This window comes from Sphingomonas sp. M1-B02, from assembly GCF_026167525.1.
Taxonomy (GTDB): domain Bacteria; phylum Pseudomonadota; class Alphaproteobacteria; order Sphingomonadales; family Sphingomonadaceae; genus Sphingomonas.
In genome coordinates, this window is sequence record NZ_CP110679.1 from 2,096,569 (window position 1) to 2,112,448 (window position 15,880).

General features: G+C 66.6%; 17 protein-coding genes. 5 read left to right on the forward strand and 12 right to left on the reverse strand.

Annotated features, from left to right (window positions below):
* Window positions 1-154: 154 nt before the first annotated feature.
* The 6 genes from OKW87_RS10095 to OKW87_RS10120 are packed head-to-tail and all read right to left on the reverse strand — an operon-like array spanning window position 155 to window position 4,157.
* Window positions 155-475: a YggT family protein gene (locus OKW87_RS10095; RefSeq protein ID WP_443025048.1), complete on the reverse strand. Its 321-nt coding sequence runs from the start codon at window positions 473-475 to the stop codon at window positions 155-157.
* 60 nt (window positions 476-535) lie between these two features.
* Window positions 536-1,435, reverse strand: a complete 900-nt coding sequence (argB, locus tag OKW87_RS10100; RefSeq protein ID WP_265539146.1) for an acetylglutamate kinase — start codon at window positions 1,433-1,435, stop codon at window positions 536-538.
* Window positions 1,436-1,474: 39 nt separating this feature from the next.
* Window positions 1,475-2,617 carry a glutathionylspermidine synthase family protein gene (locus OKW87_RS10105; RefSeq protein WP_265539148.1) on the reverse strand — a complete coding sequence of 381 codons (1,143 nt, stop codon included), beginning with the start codon at window positions 2,615-2,617 and terminating at the stop codon, window positions 1,475-1,477.
* Between the two features lie 5 nt (window positions 2,618-2,622).
* Complete coding sequence (locus tag OKW87_RS10110; protein WP_265539150.1) at window positions 2,623-3,048, reverse strand: hypothetical protein; 426 nt, start codon at window positions 3,046-3,048, stop codon at window positions 2,623-2,625.
* Window positions 3,048-3,455, reverse strand: a complete 408-nt coding sequence (locus OKW87_RS10115) for a DUF350 domain-containing protein (protein ID WP_265539151.1) — start codon at window positions 3,453-3,455, stop codon at window positions 3,048-3,050. The genes OKW87_RS10110 and OKW87_RS10115 overlap by 1 nt, the downstream gene beginning before the upstream one ends.
* Window positions 3,456-3,479: 24 nt before the next feature.
* Window positions 3,480-4,157, reverse strand: a complete 678-nt coding sequence (locus tag OKW87_RS10120) for a queuosine precursor transporter (protein ID WP_265539152.1) — start codon at window positions 4,155-4,157, stop codon at window positions 3,480-3,482.
* A 131-nt stretch (window positions 4,158-4,288) separates the two neighbouring features.
* Between OKW87_RS10120 and OKW87_RS10125 the strand changes: the two genes are divergently transcribed.
* On the forward strand, window positions 4,289-5,587 hold the full coding sequence (locus tag OKW87_RS10125) for a NupC/NupG family nucleoside CNT transporter (RefSeq protein ID WP_265539154.1): 1,299 nt from the start codon (window positions 4,289-4,291) through the stop codon (window positions 5,585-5,587).
* A gap of 178 nt (window positions 5,588-5,765) precedes the next feature.
* A complete protein-coding gene (locus tag OKW87_RS10130) occupies window positions 5,766-6,533 on the forward strand; it encodes a PilZ domain-containing protein (RefSeq protein ID WP_265539156.1) in 768 nt (255 codons plus the stop codon).
* A 7-nt stretch (window positions 6,534-6,540) separates the two neighbouring features.
* Here the strand turns inward: OKW87_RS10130 and OKW87_RS10135 are convergent, their stop codons facing one another.
* Window positions 6,541-7,410: a 3-hydroxyacyl-CoA dehydrogenase NAD-binding domain-containing protein gene (locus tag OKW87_RS10135; protein WP_265539158.1), complete on the reverse strand. Its 870-nt coding sequence runs from the start codon at window positions 7,408-7,410 to the stop codon at window positions 6,541-6,543.
* A gap of 68 nt (window positions 7,411-7,478) precedes the next feature.
* Here OKW87_RS10135 and OKW87_RS10140 point away from each other — a divergent pair, with 68 nt between their 5' ends.
* Window positions 7,479-8,486, forward strand: a complete 1,008-nt coding sequence (locus OKW87_RS10140) for a DUF1176 domain-containing protein (protein ID WP_265539160.1) — start codon at window positions 7,479-7,481, stop codon at window positions 8,484-8,486.
* 150 nt (window positions 8,487-8,636) lie between these two features.
* On the opposite strand, the gene egtD is transcribed toward OKW87_RS10140, so the two are convergent.
* The 5 genes from egtD to OKW87_RS10165 all read right to left on the reverse strand — a co-directional run bounded on the left by egtD (window position 8,637) and on the right by OKW87_RS10165 (window position 12,896).
* The gene (gene egtD / locus OKW87_RS10145) at window positions 8,637-9,614 is read right to left on the reverse strand and encodes an L-histidine N(alpha)-methyltransferase (RefSeq protein WP_265539161.1); all 978 of its coding nucleotides are present in this window, start codon (window positions 9,612-9,614) and stop codon (window positions 8,637-8,639) included.
* A gap of 130 nt (window positions 9,615-9,744) precedes the next feature.
* Window positions 9,745-11,007 (reverse strand): ergothioneine biosynthesis protein EgtB, encoded by a 1,263-nt coding sequence (gene egtB, locus OKW87_RS10150; protein ID WP_265539163.1) that lies wholly within the window; start codon window positions 11,005-11,007, stop codon window positions 9,745-9,747.
* Between the two features lie 40 nt (window positions 11,008-11,047).
* Entirely contained in the window at window positions 11,048-11,605 is a 558-nt protein-coding gene (locus OKW87_RS10155) for a cob(I)yrinic acid a,c-diamide adenosyltransferase (RefSeq protein ID WP_265539165.1), read from the reverse strand.
* 112 nt (window positions 11,606-11,717) lie between these two features.
* Window positions 11,718-11,948, reverse strand: a complete 231-nt coding sequence (locus tag OKW87_RS10160) for a twin transmembrane helix small protein (RefSeq protein WP_265539166.1) — start codon at window positions 11,946-11,948, stop codon at window positions 11,718-11,720.
* Between the two features lie 9 nt (window positions 11,949-11,957).
* A complete protein-coding gene (locus OKW87_RS10165; RefSeq protein ID WP_265539168.1) occupies window positions 11,958-12,896 on the reverse strand; it encodes a glutamyl-Q tRNA(Asp) synthetase in 939 nt (312 codons plus the stop codon).
* A 98-nt stretch (window positions 12,897-12,994) separates the two neighbouring features.
* On the opposite strand from OKW87_RS10165, the gene OKW87_RS10170 reads away from it, so the two are divergent.
* A complete protein-coding gene (locus tag OKW87_RS10170) occupies window positions 12,995-13,561 on the forward strand; it encodes an HNH endonuclease (RefSeq protein ID WP_265544086.1) in 567 nt (188 codons plus the stop codon).
* A 216-nt stretch (window positions 13,562-13,777) separates the two neighbouring features.
* The gene (locus OKW87_RS10175) at window positions 13,778-15,838 is read left to right on the forward strand and encodes a transglycosylase domain-containing protein (protein ID WP_443025100.1); all 2,061 of its coding nucleotides are present in this window, start codon (window positions 13,778-13,780) and stop codon (window positions 15,836-15,838) included.
* Window positions 15,839-15,880 lie beyond the last annotated feature (42 nt).

The window sequence follows — 15,880 nt, forward strand, 5'->3', positions numbered from 1 at the left end:
ATGACGGGGATTGAACCCCAGGTGGGGGTGGCTTCGTCAATCTTACCGTCGTCCCGACGCAGCCCGGATCGAGAGTGGCGAAGGTTTTAGCAGAGTAAACCTGGATCCCGGCTTCCGCCGGGATGACGAACCATGCGGTCGGGCGGAGCCAGGCTCAGCCGGCGTAGCCCGCGCTCGCGATCTGGACGATCAGCCAGGGAATGAAGAAGTTGTTGAGGATATAGAGGATCAGCAGCACGATCAGCGGGGATATATCGAGCGCGCCGAAATCGGGGAGCACCCGGCGGATCGGCCGATAGACCGGCTCGGTGATCACCTTGAGCCCGTTCCACAGCGAGCGGACGAACTCGTTATGCGTGTTGATCACGTTGAACGCGATCAGCCACGACAGGATCGCCTGCGCGACGATGATGAAGGTGAAGACCGTCAGCAGCAGCTGGACGATCTGCAGGAGCATGATCAGGAACGAGTTCAACACAGTCTCCGAGTGGCGCGTGCGTCCGGGATATAGGAAAGCCCCGTGGGGCGGCAAGTCTCAGGCGTGGACGAGCGTTCCGGCGCCGCGCCGCGTGAAGATTTCGAGCAGCATCGCATGGGGCACGCGCCCGTCGAGGATGACCGCGGCATCGACCCCGGCCTCGACCGCGGCGACGCAGGTCTCGACCTTGGGAATCATCCCGCCCGAGATCGTGCCGTCGGCCTTCAATTCGGCGATCCGCGCCGGATCGAGATCGGTCTGGAGATCGCCGGCCTTGTCGAGCACGCCGGCGACGTCGGTCAGCAGGAAGAAGCGCGCCGCGCCGCACGCCGCGGCGATCGCGCCAGCCATCGTGTCGGCGTTGATATTATAGGTGTGGCCGTCGGCCCCCAGCGCGATCGGCGCGACGACGGGAATGAAGCCCTGCGCCGAGAGCGACTTCAGGATCGCCGGATCGACATGGACGGGTTCGCCGACGAAGCCGAGATCGACATGGCGCTCGATCGCCGAATCGGGATTGGGCTCGCGGCCCTCGACCTTGCGCGCGGTGACCAGCTGGGCGTCCTTGCCCGAAAGGCCGACCGCCCTGCCCCCGGCCTGGCCGATCCAGCCGACGATTTCCTTGTTGATCGAGCCGGCGAGGACCATCTCGGCGATTCGCGCGGTCTCGGCATCGGTCACCCGAAGCCCGCCGACGAACTTGGATTCAACGCCCAGCCGCTTGAGCATCGCCCCGATCTGGGGGCCGCCGCCATGGACCACGATCGGATTGATGCCGACCGCCTGGAGCAGCACGACATCCTCGGCGAAATCGCGCGCGAGCTCGGGATCGCCCATCGCGTGGCCGCCATATTTGACGACGAAGGTCGCCCCGGCATAGCGCTGGAGATAGGGCAGAGCCTCGGTGAGGGTCTCGGCCTTGGCGAGCAGCGCCGGATCGGGTGCGTTGTCGGTCATTTCGCGCCCTTAAGGCGTGTGCGAACCACCGGCAACGGTTTAGCGGATCACATGCGGCACGAAGCGCGCGCGATTGCCGGTGATCAACCCGTCCTCGCGAATGCCCATCCCCGCCGCCTCGCCATCGACCACCCAGGCGCCGATCACCGGATAGCCTTTGCCGAAATCGCGCAAGGGATAGAGCTGCTGGTAGAGCATCTGGCCGCCCAGATACTCGCCGCCGCTGCGGGCGATCGTCTCGCCGCCGCGCACCAGTTCGATATTGGCGCCCTCGCGCGCCAGGAAGGGCTTGGCGACATAGTTCGGGCCGACATCCTCCGCGCGGAACGAGGCGGGGAGAAGATTGGGGTGGTCGGGAAACATCTCCCACAGCAGCGCGAGGATCGCCTTGTTGCTCCACAGCATCTTCCAGATCGGCTCGATCCAGATGGTGTCGTCCAGATGGCGGACGATGTCGGCGCCGAAATCCTCCTCGACGATCCACTCCCACGGATAGAGTTTGAAGAGCGCGCCGATCAGCTGATCGTCGGCATCGACGATGCGGCCGTCGGCATCGAGGCCGATATCGTCGATCACCACGGCATGCGTCTCGAGCCCCGCTTGCTCGGCGAGATCGCGCAGATAGGTGGTGGTGATCGTGTCTTCATGGCTCGGATCGGCGCTATGAGTGAACCATAGCCGCCCGCCAGGCAGCGGCGGGCGCAGCGCCGCCCAGCGTGCGATCAGTTTCTCATGCAGGCTGGTATATTGGTCGAGCTGGGGGAAGCAGGCTTCCTTCCAGTCCCACTGGATCACTGCCGCCTCCAGCATCGACGTAGGCGTGTCGCAGTTGAATTCGAACAGCTTGGGCTCACCGTGGCCGTCATAGCCGAAATCGAAGCGGCCATAATGGAGCGCGGGCGGGCCGCTCTGCCAGGCGTCGCATATCGGCTGGTGGCAGAAATCGGGGATGCCGAAATGCGTCATGATCTCGGGCTGCGCGACGATGCGATCGCCGGCTTTGACCAGTAGCTGGTGGACGGACTCGCTCGCGACCTCGATCCGCTCGATCTCGTCGAGACCGAAGGCGTAGTAGCCGCTTTCGTCCCAATAGGGTTCGCTGCCTTCGCTGTGCCAGATCAGCCCCTGCGCCTCGACCTGCGCCTGCCAGTCATCGCGCGGGCGGAGGTCGTGGCGCTCCATCGCGGCTAGGACCTGCCGCCGCCGAAGCTGCGTGCGCTAGAGCCCAGGCCGCCGCGCCGCACCGCCTGCGACCGCGTCATGCGCGACGTCGGCGGCGCGGGGGCATAATTGACTCCGGGGCGCGGCTGATAGGAGCCCTGGCCGGCATATCGCCCGCGATTCACCGACTCGCCATAATAAGGCATCGCCATGTTGCGGCCGAGATAATACCAGAGGAAGGCGCTGGTCATGGCGCTGCCGCCCCCATAATTGCCCGTGGCGTTGCGCGGCGCGCAGCTATTGTCCTCGACCCGCTTGCCTTCCTTGTCGACGCAGATCGCGGTGTCCTGCTCGGCGACGACGTCGTCCCACTCATTCTGCTGCGAGGCGCAGCCCGGCAGCGCAAGCAGGCCCGCGGCCATCGCCGTCGTCAGGGTCAGCTGCTTGCGCATCAGGGCACCATGCAGGCGGCCTGGAGGATGCCGACCCCCAGGCTGATCCCGCCGACGAACAGCCCCGAGGCCACCGAGCCGTCGGCGATATGATCCGAGATGGTGCGGAACAGCAGCCGCGCGATCAGGAAGAACACCGCCAGCTGGACGAGCGCCGCGACCGCGCCCCACAGCAGCATGTCGGGGATGCTCACCGAATGCGCGATGACCACTGCGACCGGCACCGAGAAGCCGAGAAAGGTGCCGATGAGCTGGGTCGCGGCGGCGACATTGCCGTCGCGGATCAGCGCGATTTCGCGGTGCGGGGTAATCTGCACGTAAAGAAACAGGAACGCGACCGCCAGGCCGACAGCGGCGGCGAAATAAGCGAGGAAGTGGGGGAGCGCCCCCAGGAAATAATCAAACATCGCACGCCTTTCTGATGGGCCGCCTTACAGCCCGCGGCGGCCGTCGAGCGAGCGGCCCAGCGCAACGAAGAAATAGATCAGCACGGGCACAAGAAGCGCGCTCAGCACCACCTTGGCAAGCATCTGGCCGACGAGCAGCGGCCCGATTGGGAATTCATTGTAGAAAGCCAAAGTGACGAAGATCAGCGTGTCGACGATCTGGCTGAGCACGCCCGCCACGCCCGCGCGCAGCCAGAGCAACTTGCCCCCGCCCGACCGCATCGCGCTGAAGATGGTGACGTTGAGCGTCTGCGACACGCCGTAGGCGACGATCCCCGCGCCCCAGATCCGCCAGGTGGCGCCCAGCACATATTGGATTGAGTCACTCGCTTCAGGTCGCATCCCAGGTGACGCCGGCAGATACCAGACGAGCCAGGAGAGCAGCATCGAGATAATCAGCGGCACGAAGCCGAATATGACCAGCCGATTGGCGGTCTCACGCCCGTGCAGTTCCGCTACCGCGCTCGACACCGCGACCAGCAGCAGGAAGGCGAAGATGCCCGCCTCGACCGCGAGCGGGCCGACCCCCACCCAATTGCCGATCTGCGAGATCGGCCCGAGCGAGACCTGCTTGTTGCCGAGCACCCCGGCGATGCAGACCATGCCGCCGTAGAAGATCGAGAGGAAGAAAAGCGAGCGGGTGATGTGGGGGCGGGTTTCCATCGCGGGAGGCTAGCGGGAAATATCGCACCGCGAAAGATAGCTGCGCGCTATCGCCACGGGGCGATCAGCGTGTATGTTTCCGCTTTCGCCGGCACCTCTTCGTCCGCCGGCCGGGGGGCACGACCTAGCGGATGACTCAGTTTCCGATCGGCATATTCGGCATCCTGGCGATCCTCGCCATCGCCTTCCTGCTTTCTTCGAACAAGCGCGCGATCAAACTGCGCGTGGTGGGCTCTGCCTTCCTGCTGCAGGTCGTAATCGCGGTCTTGGTTCTGCGAACCGCCTGGGGGCAAGCGGCACTGCACAGCCTGTCGAACGGCGTTTCCGCCCTGCTCGGCTATGCCGGGGCTGGCACAGCCTTCCTGTTCGGCCCGCTCGCCCGGCCAGAGCTGGGCGGCACGAGCTTCGCGATCGCGGCGCTGCCGGTGATCATCTTCTTCGCGGCCCTGGTCTCGATCCTCTATCATCTGGGGGTGATGCAGTTCGTCGTCCGCTGGATCGGCGGCGGCATCGAGAAGGTGGTGGGGACTTCCAAGGTCGAATCGCTGTGCGCGGCGGCGAACATCTTCGTCGGGCAGAGCGAATCGCCGCTGGTGATCCGGCCGTATCTGGCGCGGCTCACGCCCTCGCAGCTGTTCGCGGTGATGACCGTGGGCATGGCGGGCGTCGCGGGGACGATCCTGGCGGCCTATGCCAGCCTGCTCGGCCCGGCGTCGCTCCCCTATCTGCTCGCGGCCTCGTTCATGGCGGCGCCCGGCGGGCTGCTGATGGCCAAGATCATGATGCCCGACGAGCTCGTCCTGGCCGCGGGTGAGCTCCCGCTCGGCGACGATCCCGAGGCGGCAGTGATCAAGGTCGCCGAGCATGACCTGGAGGAAGAGAAAGCCGCGAACCTGATCATGGCCGCGGCGATGGGCGCGTCGACCGGCGTCAAGATCGCGGTCGCGGTGGGCGCGATGGTGCTCGCCTTCGTGGCGCTGGTGGCGCTGGCCAACGGGCTGCTGGGCGGTGCCGGCAACTGGATCGTCTATGCCAGCGGCAATGCCGAATGGGCGCAGTGGTTCGCGAACCTCAGCTTCCAGAAGATCATCGGCACGGTCTTCGCGCCGGTGATGTATCTGATCGGGGTGCCGTGGAACGAGACGCTGCAGGCCGGCGGCTTGTTCGGCACCAAGGTGGTGCTCAACGAATTCGTGGCGTTCATCGACTTGGGGACGATGACCGAACTGGCGCCGCGTACCGTGGCGATCATCACCTTCGCGCTGTGCGGCTTCGCCAATTTCAGCTCGATCGCGATCCAGATGGCCGCGACCGGCAGCCTGGCGCCCAATCAGCGGCCGATGATCGCCAAGCTGGGCATCCGCGCATTGATCGCGGGCAGCCTGGCCAACCTGATGTCGGCGGCGCTGGCGGGGCTGCTGCTGCCCTGATCCGCATTAACCTGCATTAGGCATTCAACTTAACTTCGCGTCGAAACCTCTCGCTCTAGCCAATAAATTCCCCCTCGGCCGAGGCGGGAATGGGTGCAGAGCGGATCGTCGCGCCATCGCCAAGCTTCCCCGGGGAGGCCTGCGTGGCGTCCGCTCCCGTGACAAATGTGGAGTATCGATGAACATCTCGACGACTCGCGCCGCGCAGAAGCTCACCCCGCCCGTGCTTGACGAGGCACGGGGCTCGGTCGAGCTGATCGGAACCTGTCTGAGCGCAGCCTTCACCCTACCCGGCGGGCCGCGCCCGATCTCCTGGGATTCCGGGGTCCGCTCCACCACTTCATCCGATCTGGAAAAGCATGTGAGTTCGGCGCAGCGCTCCGAAGACCGTACCGAGCTCACCGTGTATCGCTCGGCGATATTGCGCTGGGGCGACAGCGAAGCGCTGTGCCTGATCCGGAACATCTCCCCCGGCGGCGCGATGGGCAAGATTCACGCGGAGATTCCGCGCGGCGCGCAGGTCACCGTCGAGATCCGTTCGGGCAAGCCGCTCGACGCGCGGATCGCCTGGTCGTCCGACGGGCAAATAGGCGTCCAGTTCGAAGACTGCGTCGACATCGAAGAGACGCTGCGCGTGCCAGCCAGCCGGGGCCAGGGTCCGCTTCAGCGCATGCCACGGCTTCATGTGCCGTGTCGCGTGAGCCTGCTCCATGACGGGATGTCGCACCGAGTCATGCTGCTCGACATATCGCAAGGCGGCGCCAGGATCGACGCCGATTTCCTGCACGCCGGCGACGAGATCGTCCTGAACGTGCCTCGGCTGGCGCAGCGCCGCGCCACCGTCCGCTGGACCCGCGACGGCCATGCCGGGATCGGCTTCCTGGCGCCGATCGGTTTCGACCAGCTCGCCAAATGGGGCGAAGAGCATCGCAGCCGGCAGCGCTGAGCAACGATCAGCGCGTGGGGACGGGTTCCGCGCCGTTATAATCGTAGAATCCGCGCTTGGTCTTACGGCCATACCAGCCGGCTTCGACATATTTGACCAGCAACGGCGCAGGACGGAACTTGGGATCGCCGGTGCCTTCGAACAGGACGCGGGTGATCTCCAGGCAGGTATCGAGGCCGATGAAGTCGGCCAGCGTGAACGGGCCCATCGGGTGGTTGAGCCCGAGCTGGCAGGCGGCGTCGATGTCAGGGATCGTCGCCACTCCTTCGCCCAGCGCGAAGCAGGCCTCGTTGAGCATCGGCATCAGCACGCGATTGACGATGAAGCCGGGCGCATCGTTGGCATGGACGATGCGCTTGCCCAGCGACTGGCCAAAGGACTCGACGGCGGCGACGGTCGCGTCCGAGGTGGCGAGCCCGCGGATCAGCTCGATCAGCCCCATCACCGGCACCGGATTGAAGAAGTGAACCCCCATGAAGCGCGCGGGATCGGGCGATGCCTGCGCCAGCCGGGTGATGGGAATCGACGAGGTGTTGCTGGCAAGGATCGCGGTGTCGCTCAGGACCTTGCCGACGCTTTCGAAGATGCTGCGCTTCACGCCCTCGCGCTCGGTGGCGGCTTCGATCACGAGCCCGCAGGGCGCCATGGCCGCGACGTTGGCTACCGGCTCGATGCGGGCGAGTGCGGCCTCGGCATCGGCGGAGACAATCTTCTCCTTCTCGACCAGCCGGTTCAGCTGCTTGGCGATGCCCGCCTTGCCGGTCTCGGCGCGGGCGAGATCCATGTCGGAGAGCAGGACCCGATAGCCGGCCTGTGCCGCCACCTGGGCAATCCCCGCCCCCATCTGACCTGCGCCAATCACTCCGATTACCTGCATCGCCGAACTCCCAAAAATGTCTTCGCGGCCACCTACCCTGCCGCGCCGGGCTGCGCTAGCTTCCGGGGATGTTGATCCTCGCCTTGCTCGCCGCGGTCCAGGCCGCTCCCGCCCTTACCGACGTAAAGGCGTTTGGCGACTGGGCGGTCGCCTGCGACAATCTGCGCCGCTGCGAAGCCGCCGCGCTGCTGGCCAGCGAGGATGCCGACGGGGCGCCGCCGATCGCGGTGGTCCGCGAAGCGGGGCCGACGGGAGCACTATCGGTCACGGTCGCGCCGGACGGCGACTATAAGGGAGCGTACCGTCTCGAGGTGGACGGCAAGAGCCTCGCGAGCGGAAACCTCGGCGGAGCCGAGGTCAGCGTCACCGGCGCCGCGGCAGCGCAGCTCGTCGATGCGATGCTCAAGGGCCAGTCGATGCGACTCATCGGCGCCGACGGCAAGCTGCTGAGCCAGGCATCGCTGAAAGGCATTGCCGCGACGCTGCGCTATTTCGATGCGGAGCAGGGCCGGGCCGGCGGCGTCACCGCCCTGGTCGCCAAGGGTCCCAAGCCGGCCGATACCGTGCCCGGCGCGCCGGCGACGCCGCAGGTGCGCTTCGTGCGCCCCTCGGGCGCAGCCGCGCCGCTGTCGGCCGCGCTTCGGGGGGCAATGGGCAAGCAATCCGATTGCGACTCGGCCTATGGCGAGGGCGAGGGCGAGCGGCCCGAAACCGAGACCTATCCGCTGGGCGGCGGCAAGACGCTCGCGCTGGTGCCGTGCGGCAGTGGCGCCTATAATTTCTCGACCGTGCCCTTCGTCGTCGAGGGCGGCAAGGCGGTTGTCGCGCACTTCGATCATGCGAGCGGGTGGACCGAGGCCGAAGGCGTCGCGACGCTGGTCAATGCAGACTGGGACCCCGCCAAGGGCACGCTATCGAGCTACACCAAGGCGCGCGGGCTCGGCGATTGCGGCAACTCCGAAAGCTATGTGTGGGACGGGGCGATGTTCCGCCTCGTCGAAGCACGGGGAATGGGCGAATGCCGCGGCTCGACCAACTGGCTGCGGATGTGGAAGGCAGAGGCGGTCGCGCGCTAGGTGTAGATTCTAGACTTCATCGAATCCTTTATCCGTTCGCCCTGAGCCTGTCGAAGGGCACCTATCCGCAAGCGATCCACCTGAGGCGCGCTGCCCTTCGACAGGCTAAGGGCGAACGGGGCGTGGCTCGACCCAACCCCTTCTAATCGCTTACGGCGCGGCGCTGCGCGGCCGGGCTTCGCAGAGGATCAGCGCGAACCAGTCGTTCGTATCGGTCCATTCGGCGATCGGAGTCCAACCGCCGGCGCGCAGCAGGGTGCGGGCGCCGTTGGGGCCATATTTGTGGCTGTTCTCGGTGTGGATCGTCTCGCCCGCAGCAATCGTGAAGGCGCGGCCGTCGACGGTGAAGGCGACGTCGCGGACCGCTTCCAGATGCATTTCGATACGCGCGACATCGTCGTTCCAGATCGCGCGGTGGCGGAAGGCGTCGACGGGGACGTCGCCGTCGAGCTCGCGGTTGATCCGTTCGAGCAGGTTAAGGTTGAACGCGGCGGTGACGCCCTGGGCGTCGTCATAAGCGGGGATGAGGATGTCGGGCGACTTCACCCGGTCCATCCCGATCAGCAGCCGCGAACCCTCCCCCAGCCACTGGACCATCACCCGGAGCAGATCGACTGCGTCGTGCGCGTCCATGTTACCGATCGTCGAGCCGGGGAAGAAGCCGAGCTTGGGCAGGCTCGCCACGTCGGCGGGGAGCGGCACGGGGCGAAGGAAATCGGCCTCGACCGGATAGACGGGCAGGCCGGGGAAAGCCGCGCCCAGCTCGCGTGCCGACTGGCGGAGGAAATCGCCTGAAATGTCGATCGGGACATAGGCGGCCGGATGGATCGCCTTTAGCAGGATCGGCGTTTTCGTGGAGGAGCCCGAACCGAACTCGACCACCGCCGCGCCCTGGGCGGAAAGACCGGCCAGCTCAGGGCTGACGCTTTGGAGCAAGGCCGTTTCGGTGCGGGTGGGATAATATTCGGGGAGTTCGGTGATCGCTTCGAACAATTCCGAGCCGCGGCGATCGTAGAACCAGCGCGCGGGGATCGCGCGCGGTGTTGCCGCGAGGCCGGCGAGAACGTCGGCGCGAAAATGCGGGTCGGCGAGCGAGGCCTGGCCGTCTTCGGCTTCCTGCTTCAGCATATTGCACCTCCCTCGATTTCGTCATCCCGGCGCACGCCGGGATCCAGAGCCGCGAAGGACATCGCTTTGTACCCTGGATCCCGGCTTTCGACGGGATGACGAAGGAACAAGGGATGATGGGTAGGAAGCATCACAAATCCTTCGCCAGGCGCACGCCGGTGAACTGCCAGCGCTGGTGCGGATAGAAGAAGTTGCGGTAGCTCGCCCGGACATGCCCGCGGGGGGTAGCGCAGCTGCCGCCGCGCAGCACGAACTGGCCGCTCATGAACTTGCCATTATATTCGCCGACCGCGCCCTCGGCTGCGTGGAAGCCGGGATAGGGACGGAAGGCGCTGCCGGTCCATTCCCAGACATCGCCTAAGAAGGCCGGGCCGGCCGTGGCGGGACGCGGCTCGACCGGGCCGGCGGCGTCGAGCTGGTTGCCGCCGCGCGGATCCTGCGCGGCCGCCGCGGCTTCCCATTCGAATTCGGTGGGGAGGCGCGCGCCCGCCCAGCTGGCATAGGCATCCGCCTCGAAGAAGCTGACATGAGTCACCGGCGCGGCGGGATCGATCGGGCGGCGGCCATCGAGCCCGAAGCGAGTCCAGCCGCCCTCCCCCTGCTCCCAGTAAAGCGGCGCCTCGATGCCCTCGCGCTGGACCCAGGCCCAGCCGTCGGACAGCCAGTGGCGCGGATCGGCATAGCCGCCATCGGCGATGAACGCGGCCCATTCGTCGTTGGTCACGGTGCGATCGGCGAGCGCATGCGGATGGAGCAATTGGCTGTGGCGGGGGCCTTCGCAATCGAAGGCAAAGCTTGTGGGATCTGCAAGGCCGATCTCGACGAGCCCGGTCTTCCCGGGAATCCAGCCGATCGGGGCGGGCATCTCGACCGGGACCTTGCGGTCACCGGGCCAGAGCGCGGGCTCGAGCGGATTGCACGAGAAGAGATGGAGCAGATCGGTGAGCAGCAGTTCCTGATGCTGCTCTTCGTGGTGGCAGCCGAGCGCGATCAGCGCCTGCGCCGCATCCGGCAGCGAGGGCAGCGCTTCGAGGACCGCAGCGTCCACCGCCGCGCGATAGGCGAGCACCTCCGACAGGCTGGGTCGCGTGATCATGCCGCGTCGGGCGCGGGCATGGCGCTTGCCCTCGGCTTCGTAATAGCTGTTGAACAGATAGGGCCAGCGCGCGTCGAACGGCTGGTAGCCGGCGACGTGATCGCGCAGCACGAAGGTTTCGAGAAACCAGGTCGTATGCGCGAGATGCCATTTGGCGGGCGAGGCATCGTCCATCGACTGGACGGTGGCGTCGGCATCGGAGAGCGGCGCGAGGAGCGCGACGGTCAGCGCGCGAACGTCGGCAAAACGCGTGGCCAGCGCCGAGGCATGCGGGGCAAAGTCGCGCTCCGTTCTCATAATGTTCCTTACCTCCGCAGCGCCGCTGCGTCAATCCGACTCAGCGGGAGGCGCCCGGAACCCACAGAACGTCGCCATTGCCATGTTGGTTCACTGCGCGTGCCGCAACGAACAGCAGATCGGACAGGCGGTTGAGGTAAATCAGGGCTTCGGCGCGCAGCGGCACGACCTGCGCCGCGGCGACGGCAGTGCGCTCGGCACGGCGGACGATCGAGCGGGCGAGGTGGAGCGCGGCGGCGCCCGGCTCGCCTGCCGGCAGGATGAAGCTGGTCAGCGGCTCGAGCGCGGCGTTGAGATGGTCGATCCGCTCTTCGAGCCAGTCGATCTGATGCTGGGTGATGCGCAGCGCATTCTCGATCGCATCGGGTGTGGCGAGATCGGCGCCGAGATCGAACAGATCGTTCTGGATGCGCGCGAGCATATCGCTGAAGCTACCGGTGCCGAGCGCGGCGCGGGCAAGGCCGAGCGCGCTGTTGGCCTCGTCGACATCCCCCATCGCGGCCATGCGGGGATCCGCCTTCGACACGCGCGAGCCGTCGACAAGGCCGGTGGTACCGTCGTCGCCGGTGCGGGTGTAGATCTTGTTGAGTTTTACCACGCCACTCTCACACTCTTCGTCATCCCGGCGAAGGCCGGGATCCAAGGTAACAGGCGATGCCGCTCTTGGCTCTGGATCCCCGCCTTCGCGGGGATGACGGCTTTGGGGATTGTCAGTTCCCGCCCGACGCGAACAGCAGGATCAGCGCGATGATCCCGATCGCCAGCGCCTGGAGCAGGATGCGCTGCTGCATCAATTTGTTCGATTTCAGCGCGCGATCGCTGGGGCCCTCGCCTTCGAGATCGCCGACGGTGGTGCCCGCCATGTTCACCAGCCCCCGGATGAGGACGAACAGCACCGAGAGGATCACGGCGACGAGGAGCAGGATCAGGAAGAGGTTCATGAACGCTGTCTACGCCTTCGCGGCGGCGATTCCAACCGGGAGGAGACTCGCGCGGAGTCGATCGGCGAGCGCGCGGCCATCCTCGCCGGCGAGGCGCATCGCTTCGAGGCTGGGGGCGCCGTCGCGCTTGGCGAGACGTGTGCCGTCGGCGCCGGTCAGCAGGTCGTGGTGACGATATTCGGGGGTGGGAAGATCGAGCAGCGCCTGGAGGAGGCGGTGGATGTGGGTGGCGTAGAACAGGTCCTTGCCGCGGACGATGTGGGTGATGCCCTGGGCCGCATCGTCAACGGTTACGGCGAGGTGATAGGAAGCGGGCGCGTCCTTGCGGGCGAGGATGACGTCGCCCTGGGGGGCGAGATTTGCGGGGATGGAGGTGCCATGGTCGTGCCAGATCAGATCCTCCCCGGCACGGGGAGGGGGACCAGCCGCAGGCTGGTGGAGGGGGCTCTCCACCAGCGATGTGCTTCGTGGCACACCCCCTCCACCCCTCCCCGTGCCGGGGAGGATTTTTAGGGCCGTCCCCATATCCAGCCGCCAACTGTGCGGCCTCGACAGGTCAGGATTGCCCAGCCCCCGGCATGTGCCCGGATAGACCACCCCCTCCGGCCCGTGCGGGGCCGACAGACTCGCGGCGATGTCGGCCCTCGTGCAAAAGCAGGGATAGAGCAGCCCCATCGCCTTCAGCCGATCGAGCGCGGTCTGGTAAAGCCCCAGCCGTTGCGACTGGAAGGTAACCGCCCCGTCCCATTCCAGCCCAAGCCATTCGAGATCGCGCAGGATCGCCTCGACATGCTCCGGCCGGCTGCGGGTCCCGTCGATATCCTCGATCCGCAGGCTGAAGCGGCCGCCCTGCGCGCGCGCGAAATCATGCGCCAGGATCGCCGACCAGGCGTGGCCGAGATGCAGCCGCCCGGTAGGGCTGGGGGCAAATCGCGTGTGGACAAGCATCAGGCGGACCCTTGACCGCGAGTCGCGCGCTGTGCTGTCATGCCGGCGTCACGCTTCCCAGCCAGGACGCGCAGGCGACCAACAGGGCGAGGGAGTGCATGTACCATCCCGATCTGATCCGCCATCCCGACAGCTGCCCCGCTTTGGTGTTGAACGCCGATTATACGCCGTTGAGCTATTATCCGCTGAGCATCTGGCCCTGGCAGACCGCGATCAAGGCGCTTTTCCTCGACCGGGTGGACGTGGTGTCCTTCTACGAGCGCGAAGTGCGAAGTCCCAGCGCGAGGCTGAAGCTGCCTTCGGTCATCGCGCTCAAACAATATGTCAAACCGTCCAACTTCCCTGCCTTCACGCGCTTCAACCTGTTCCTTCGGGACAAATTCTCCTGCCAATATTGCGGGACCCAGCGCGACCTCACCTTCGACCATGTCATTCCCCGCGCCCAGGGCGGGCGCACCACCTGGGAGAATGTCGCGACTGCCTGCGCGCCATGCAACCTCAAGAAGGGCGGGCGGACGCCGCAACAGGCGGGGATGCCGCTCCACCTGCCCGCGATCCGACCGACGAGCTGGCAGCTGCAGGAACATGGCCGGCGCTTTCCGCCCAATTATCTGCACGAGACGTGGCGGGACTGGCTCTATTGGGATGTCGAGCTGGACGCTTGAGCTGCGCACTGTATTAATCTAACAACACACCATGGTCTATTGCTTTGCAGCGCCGCGGGTGGCCGGTAGAGACGCTTGATGGCTCGCGAACCCGGCTCCAGCGACGTTCGCTTTCCGCTCCGACGGTCCCCCGCGCCCGACGAGCAGGCGCCCGAACTCAAGATCCAGTCCCGGCGGCCGCGGCGCGAATCGGGTCCGCTCGAATTGCGCGCTGCGATGCCGCTACCCGCCGAGCCGATCCACAAGCCCGATCCGGTGCGCCAGCGCGCGGCGCCGCCGCCCTCCCCTCCCCCGCCGACGCCGCCCGTCGCGGACGCGGTGCCGGCGGGCGACTATTCGACCAACCTGCCGGTCGCCTACAAGAAGCGCAGCTGGAAGTGGCTGTCCTGGGCGATCGCGGGGTGCATCCTGCTGTTCGTGCTGGCGGTCGCCTGGCTGGCGCTGACCGCGCCGCTCTCCAAATCGCTCCAGCCGCCGGCGCCGCCCTCGATCACTTTGCTCTCCGCCGAGGGGACGCCGATCGCGCGGCGCGGGGCGGTGATCGCCGATCCGGTGGACGCGGCGCTGCTGCCCGACCATGTCCGCAATGCCTTCGTCGCGATCGAGGATCGGCGTTTCTACGGCCATATGGGAGTCGATCCGCGCGGGATCCTGCGCGCGCTCATCCATAATATCCGCAGCGATCGCGGATCGCAGGGCGGCAGCACGATCACCCAACAGCTCGCCAAGAACGCCTTCCTGACGCAGGACCGGACGATCACGCGGAAACTACGCGAAGTGATGATCGCCTTCTGGCTCGAGGCCTGGCTTTCGAAGGAAGAGATCCTCTCGCGCTACCTGTCGAACGTCTATTTCGGCGACAATGTCTATGGCCTGCGCGCGGCGGCGCAGCATTATTTCAGCACCGAGCCGGAGGATCTGACGATCAGCCAGGCGACGTTGCTGGCCGGGCTGGTGCAAGCGCCGAGCCGGCTCGCACCGACCGGAAACCTGAAGGGCGCGCGCGAGCGGCAGAAATTGGTGATCGCATCGATGGTCTCGGCCGGGCTGCTCGATGCCGATGAAGCGAAGCGGGTGCGTCCCGGGGTACTCAAATTGAGCAAGACCAAGGAATTGCCCAACGGCACCTATTTCGCCGACTGGGTACTGCCGCAGGCACGCGACCGGGCGGGCGGCGTGGCGACCGAACAGACCGTGCGCACGACGCTGGAAACCCGGATCCAGCAGGCCGCCGAGCGCGCGGTAAAAAGCGCGGGGCTCCGCCAATCGCAGATCGCATTGGTGGCGATGCGTCCCGACGGGCGGGTGGTGGCTATGGTGGGCGGGCGCAACTATCGCGAAAGCCCGTTCAACCGCGCGACCCAGGCAAGGCGCCAGCCCGGATCGACGTTCAAGCTGTTCGTTTATCTGGCGGCGCTGCGATCGGGCATGACCCCCGATACGATGGTCGACGACGAGCCGGTGACGATCGGCGACTGGACTCCGCAGAATAGCGACGGCCGCTATGCCGGACGGATCACGCTGCGCCAGGCCTTCGCCAAATCGAGCAACGTCGTCTCGGCGCGGCTGACCGCGCAGATCGGGGTTGGCAACGTCATCCGGGCGGCGCGCGACCTGGGCATTTCCACGCCGATCAGCAACGAAGCGTCGATCGCGCTGGGGACCTCGACCACGTCGCTGCTCGAGCTGACCGCGGCCTATGCGGCAGTAGCCAACGGCAGCTATCCGGTGCGGCCGAGCGGGCTCAACAACGACGAATCGGCGGACGACTGGCTGGCGCAGCGGCTCGGCGGCGCGGCGCGCTTCGGCGGCGGCAATCTGGAGGATATCCGCTCGATGCTGGCCAGCGTAGTGCAATCGGGTACTGGGCGCAGCGCGCAGCTCCCGATCCAGGCGTTCGGCAAGACGGGCACGACGCAGGACAATCGCGACGCCCTGTTCATCGGCTATGCCGGCGATCTGGTCGCCGGGGTCTGGCTCGGCAATGACGATAATTCGTCGAATGCGGGGCTTTCGGGCGGCGGCATCCCGGCGCGGGTGTGGCGCGATTTCATGGTCCGCGCGCTCGACCTGCGGCTGCCCCCGCCCGAGCCGATCGAAGAGCCGATCGCGAATGATGTGACCCTCGACGACGTCCTCAACGGCGTCGGCGCATTTATCGATGGATCCGAGATCGAGACCGACCTGGTCGATCCGCGCGATCGCCCGCGCGACGAGCGCTTCCCCGAGGATGAGGCGCCCCCGCCCCGGCGGCTCGAACGGTTCGAGGAGTGGTAGCCGCCGGTTGACCTGAACCGCGCAGGCTCGCAAGGGCGGGCG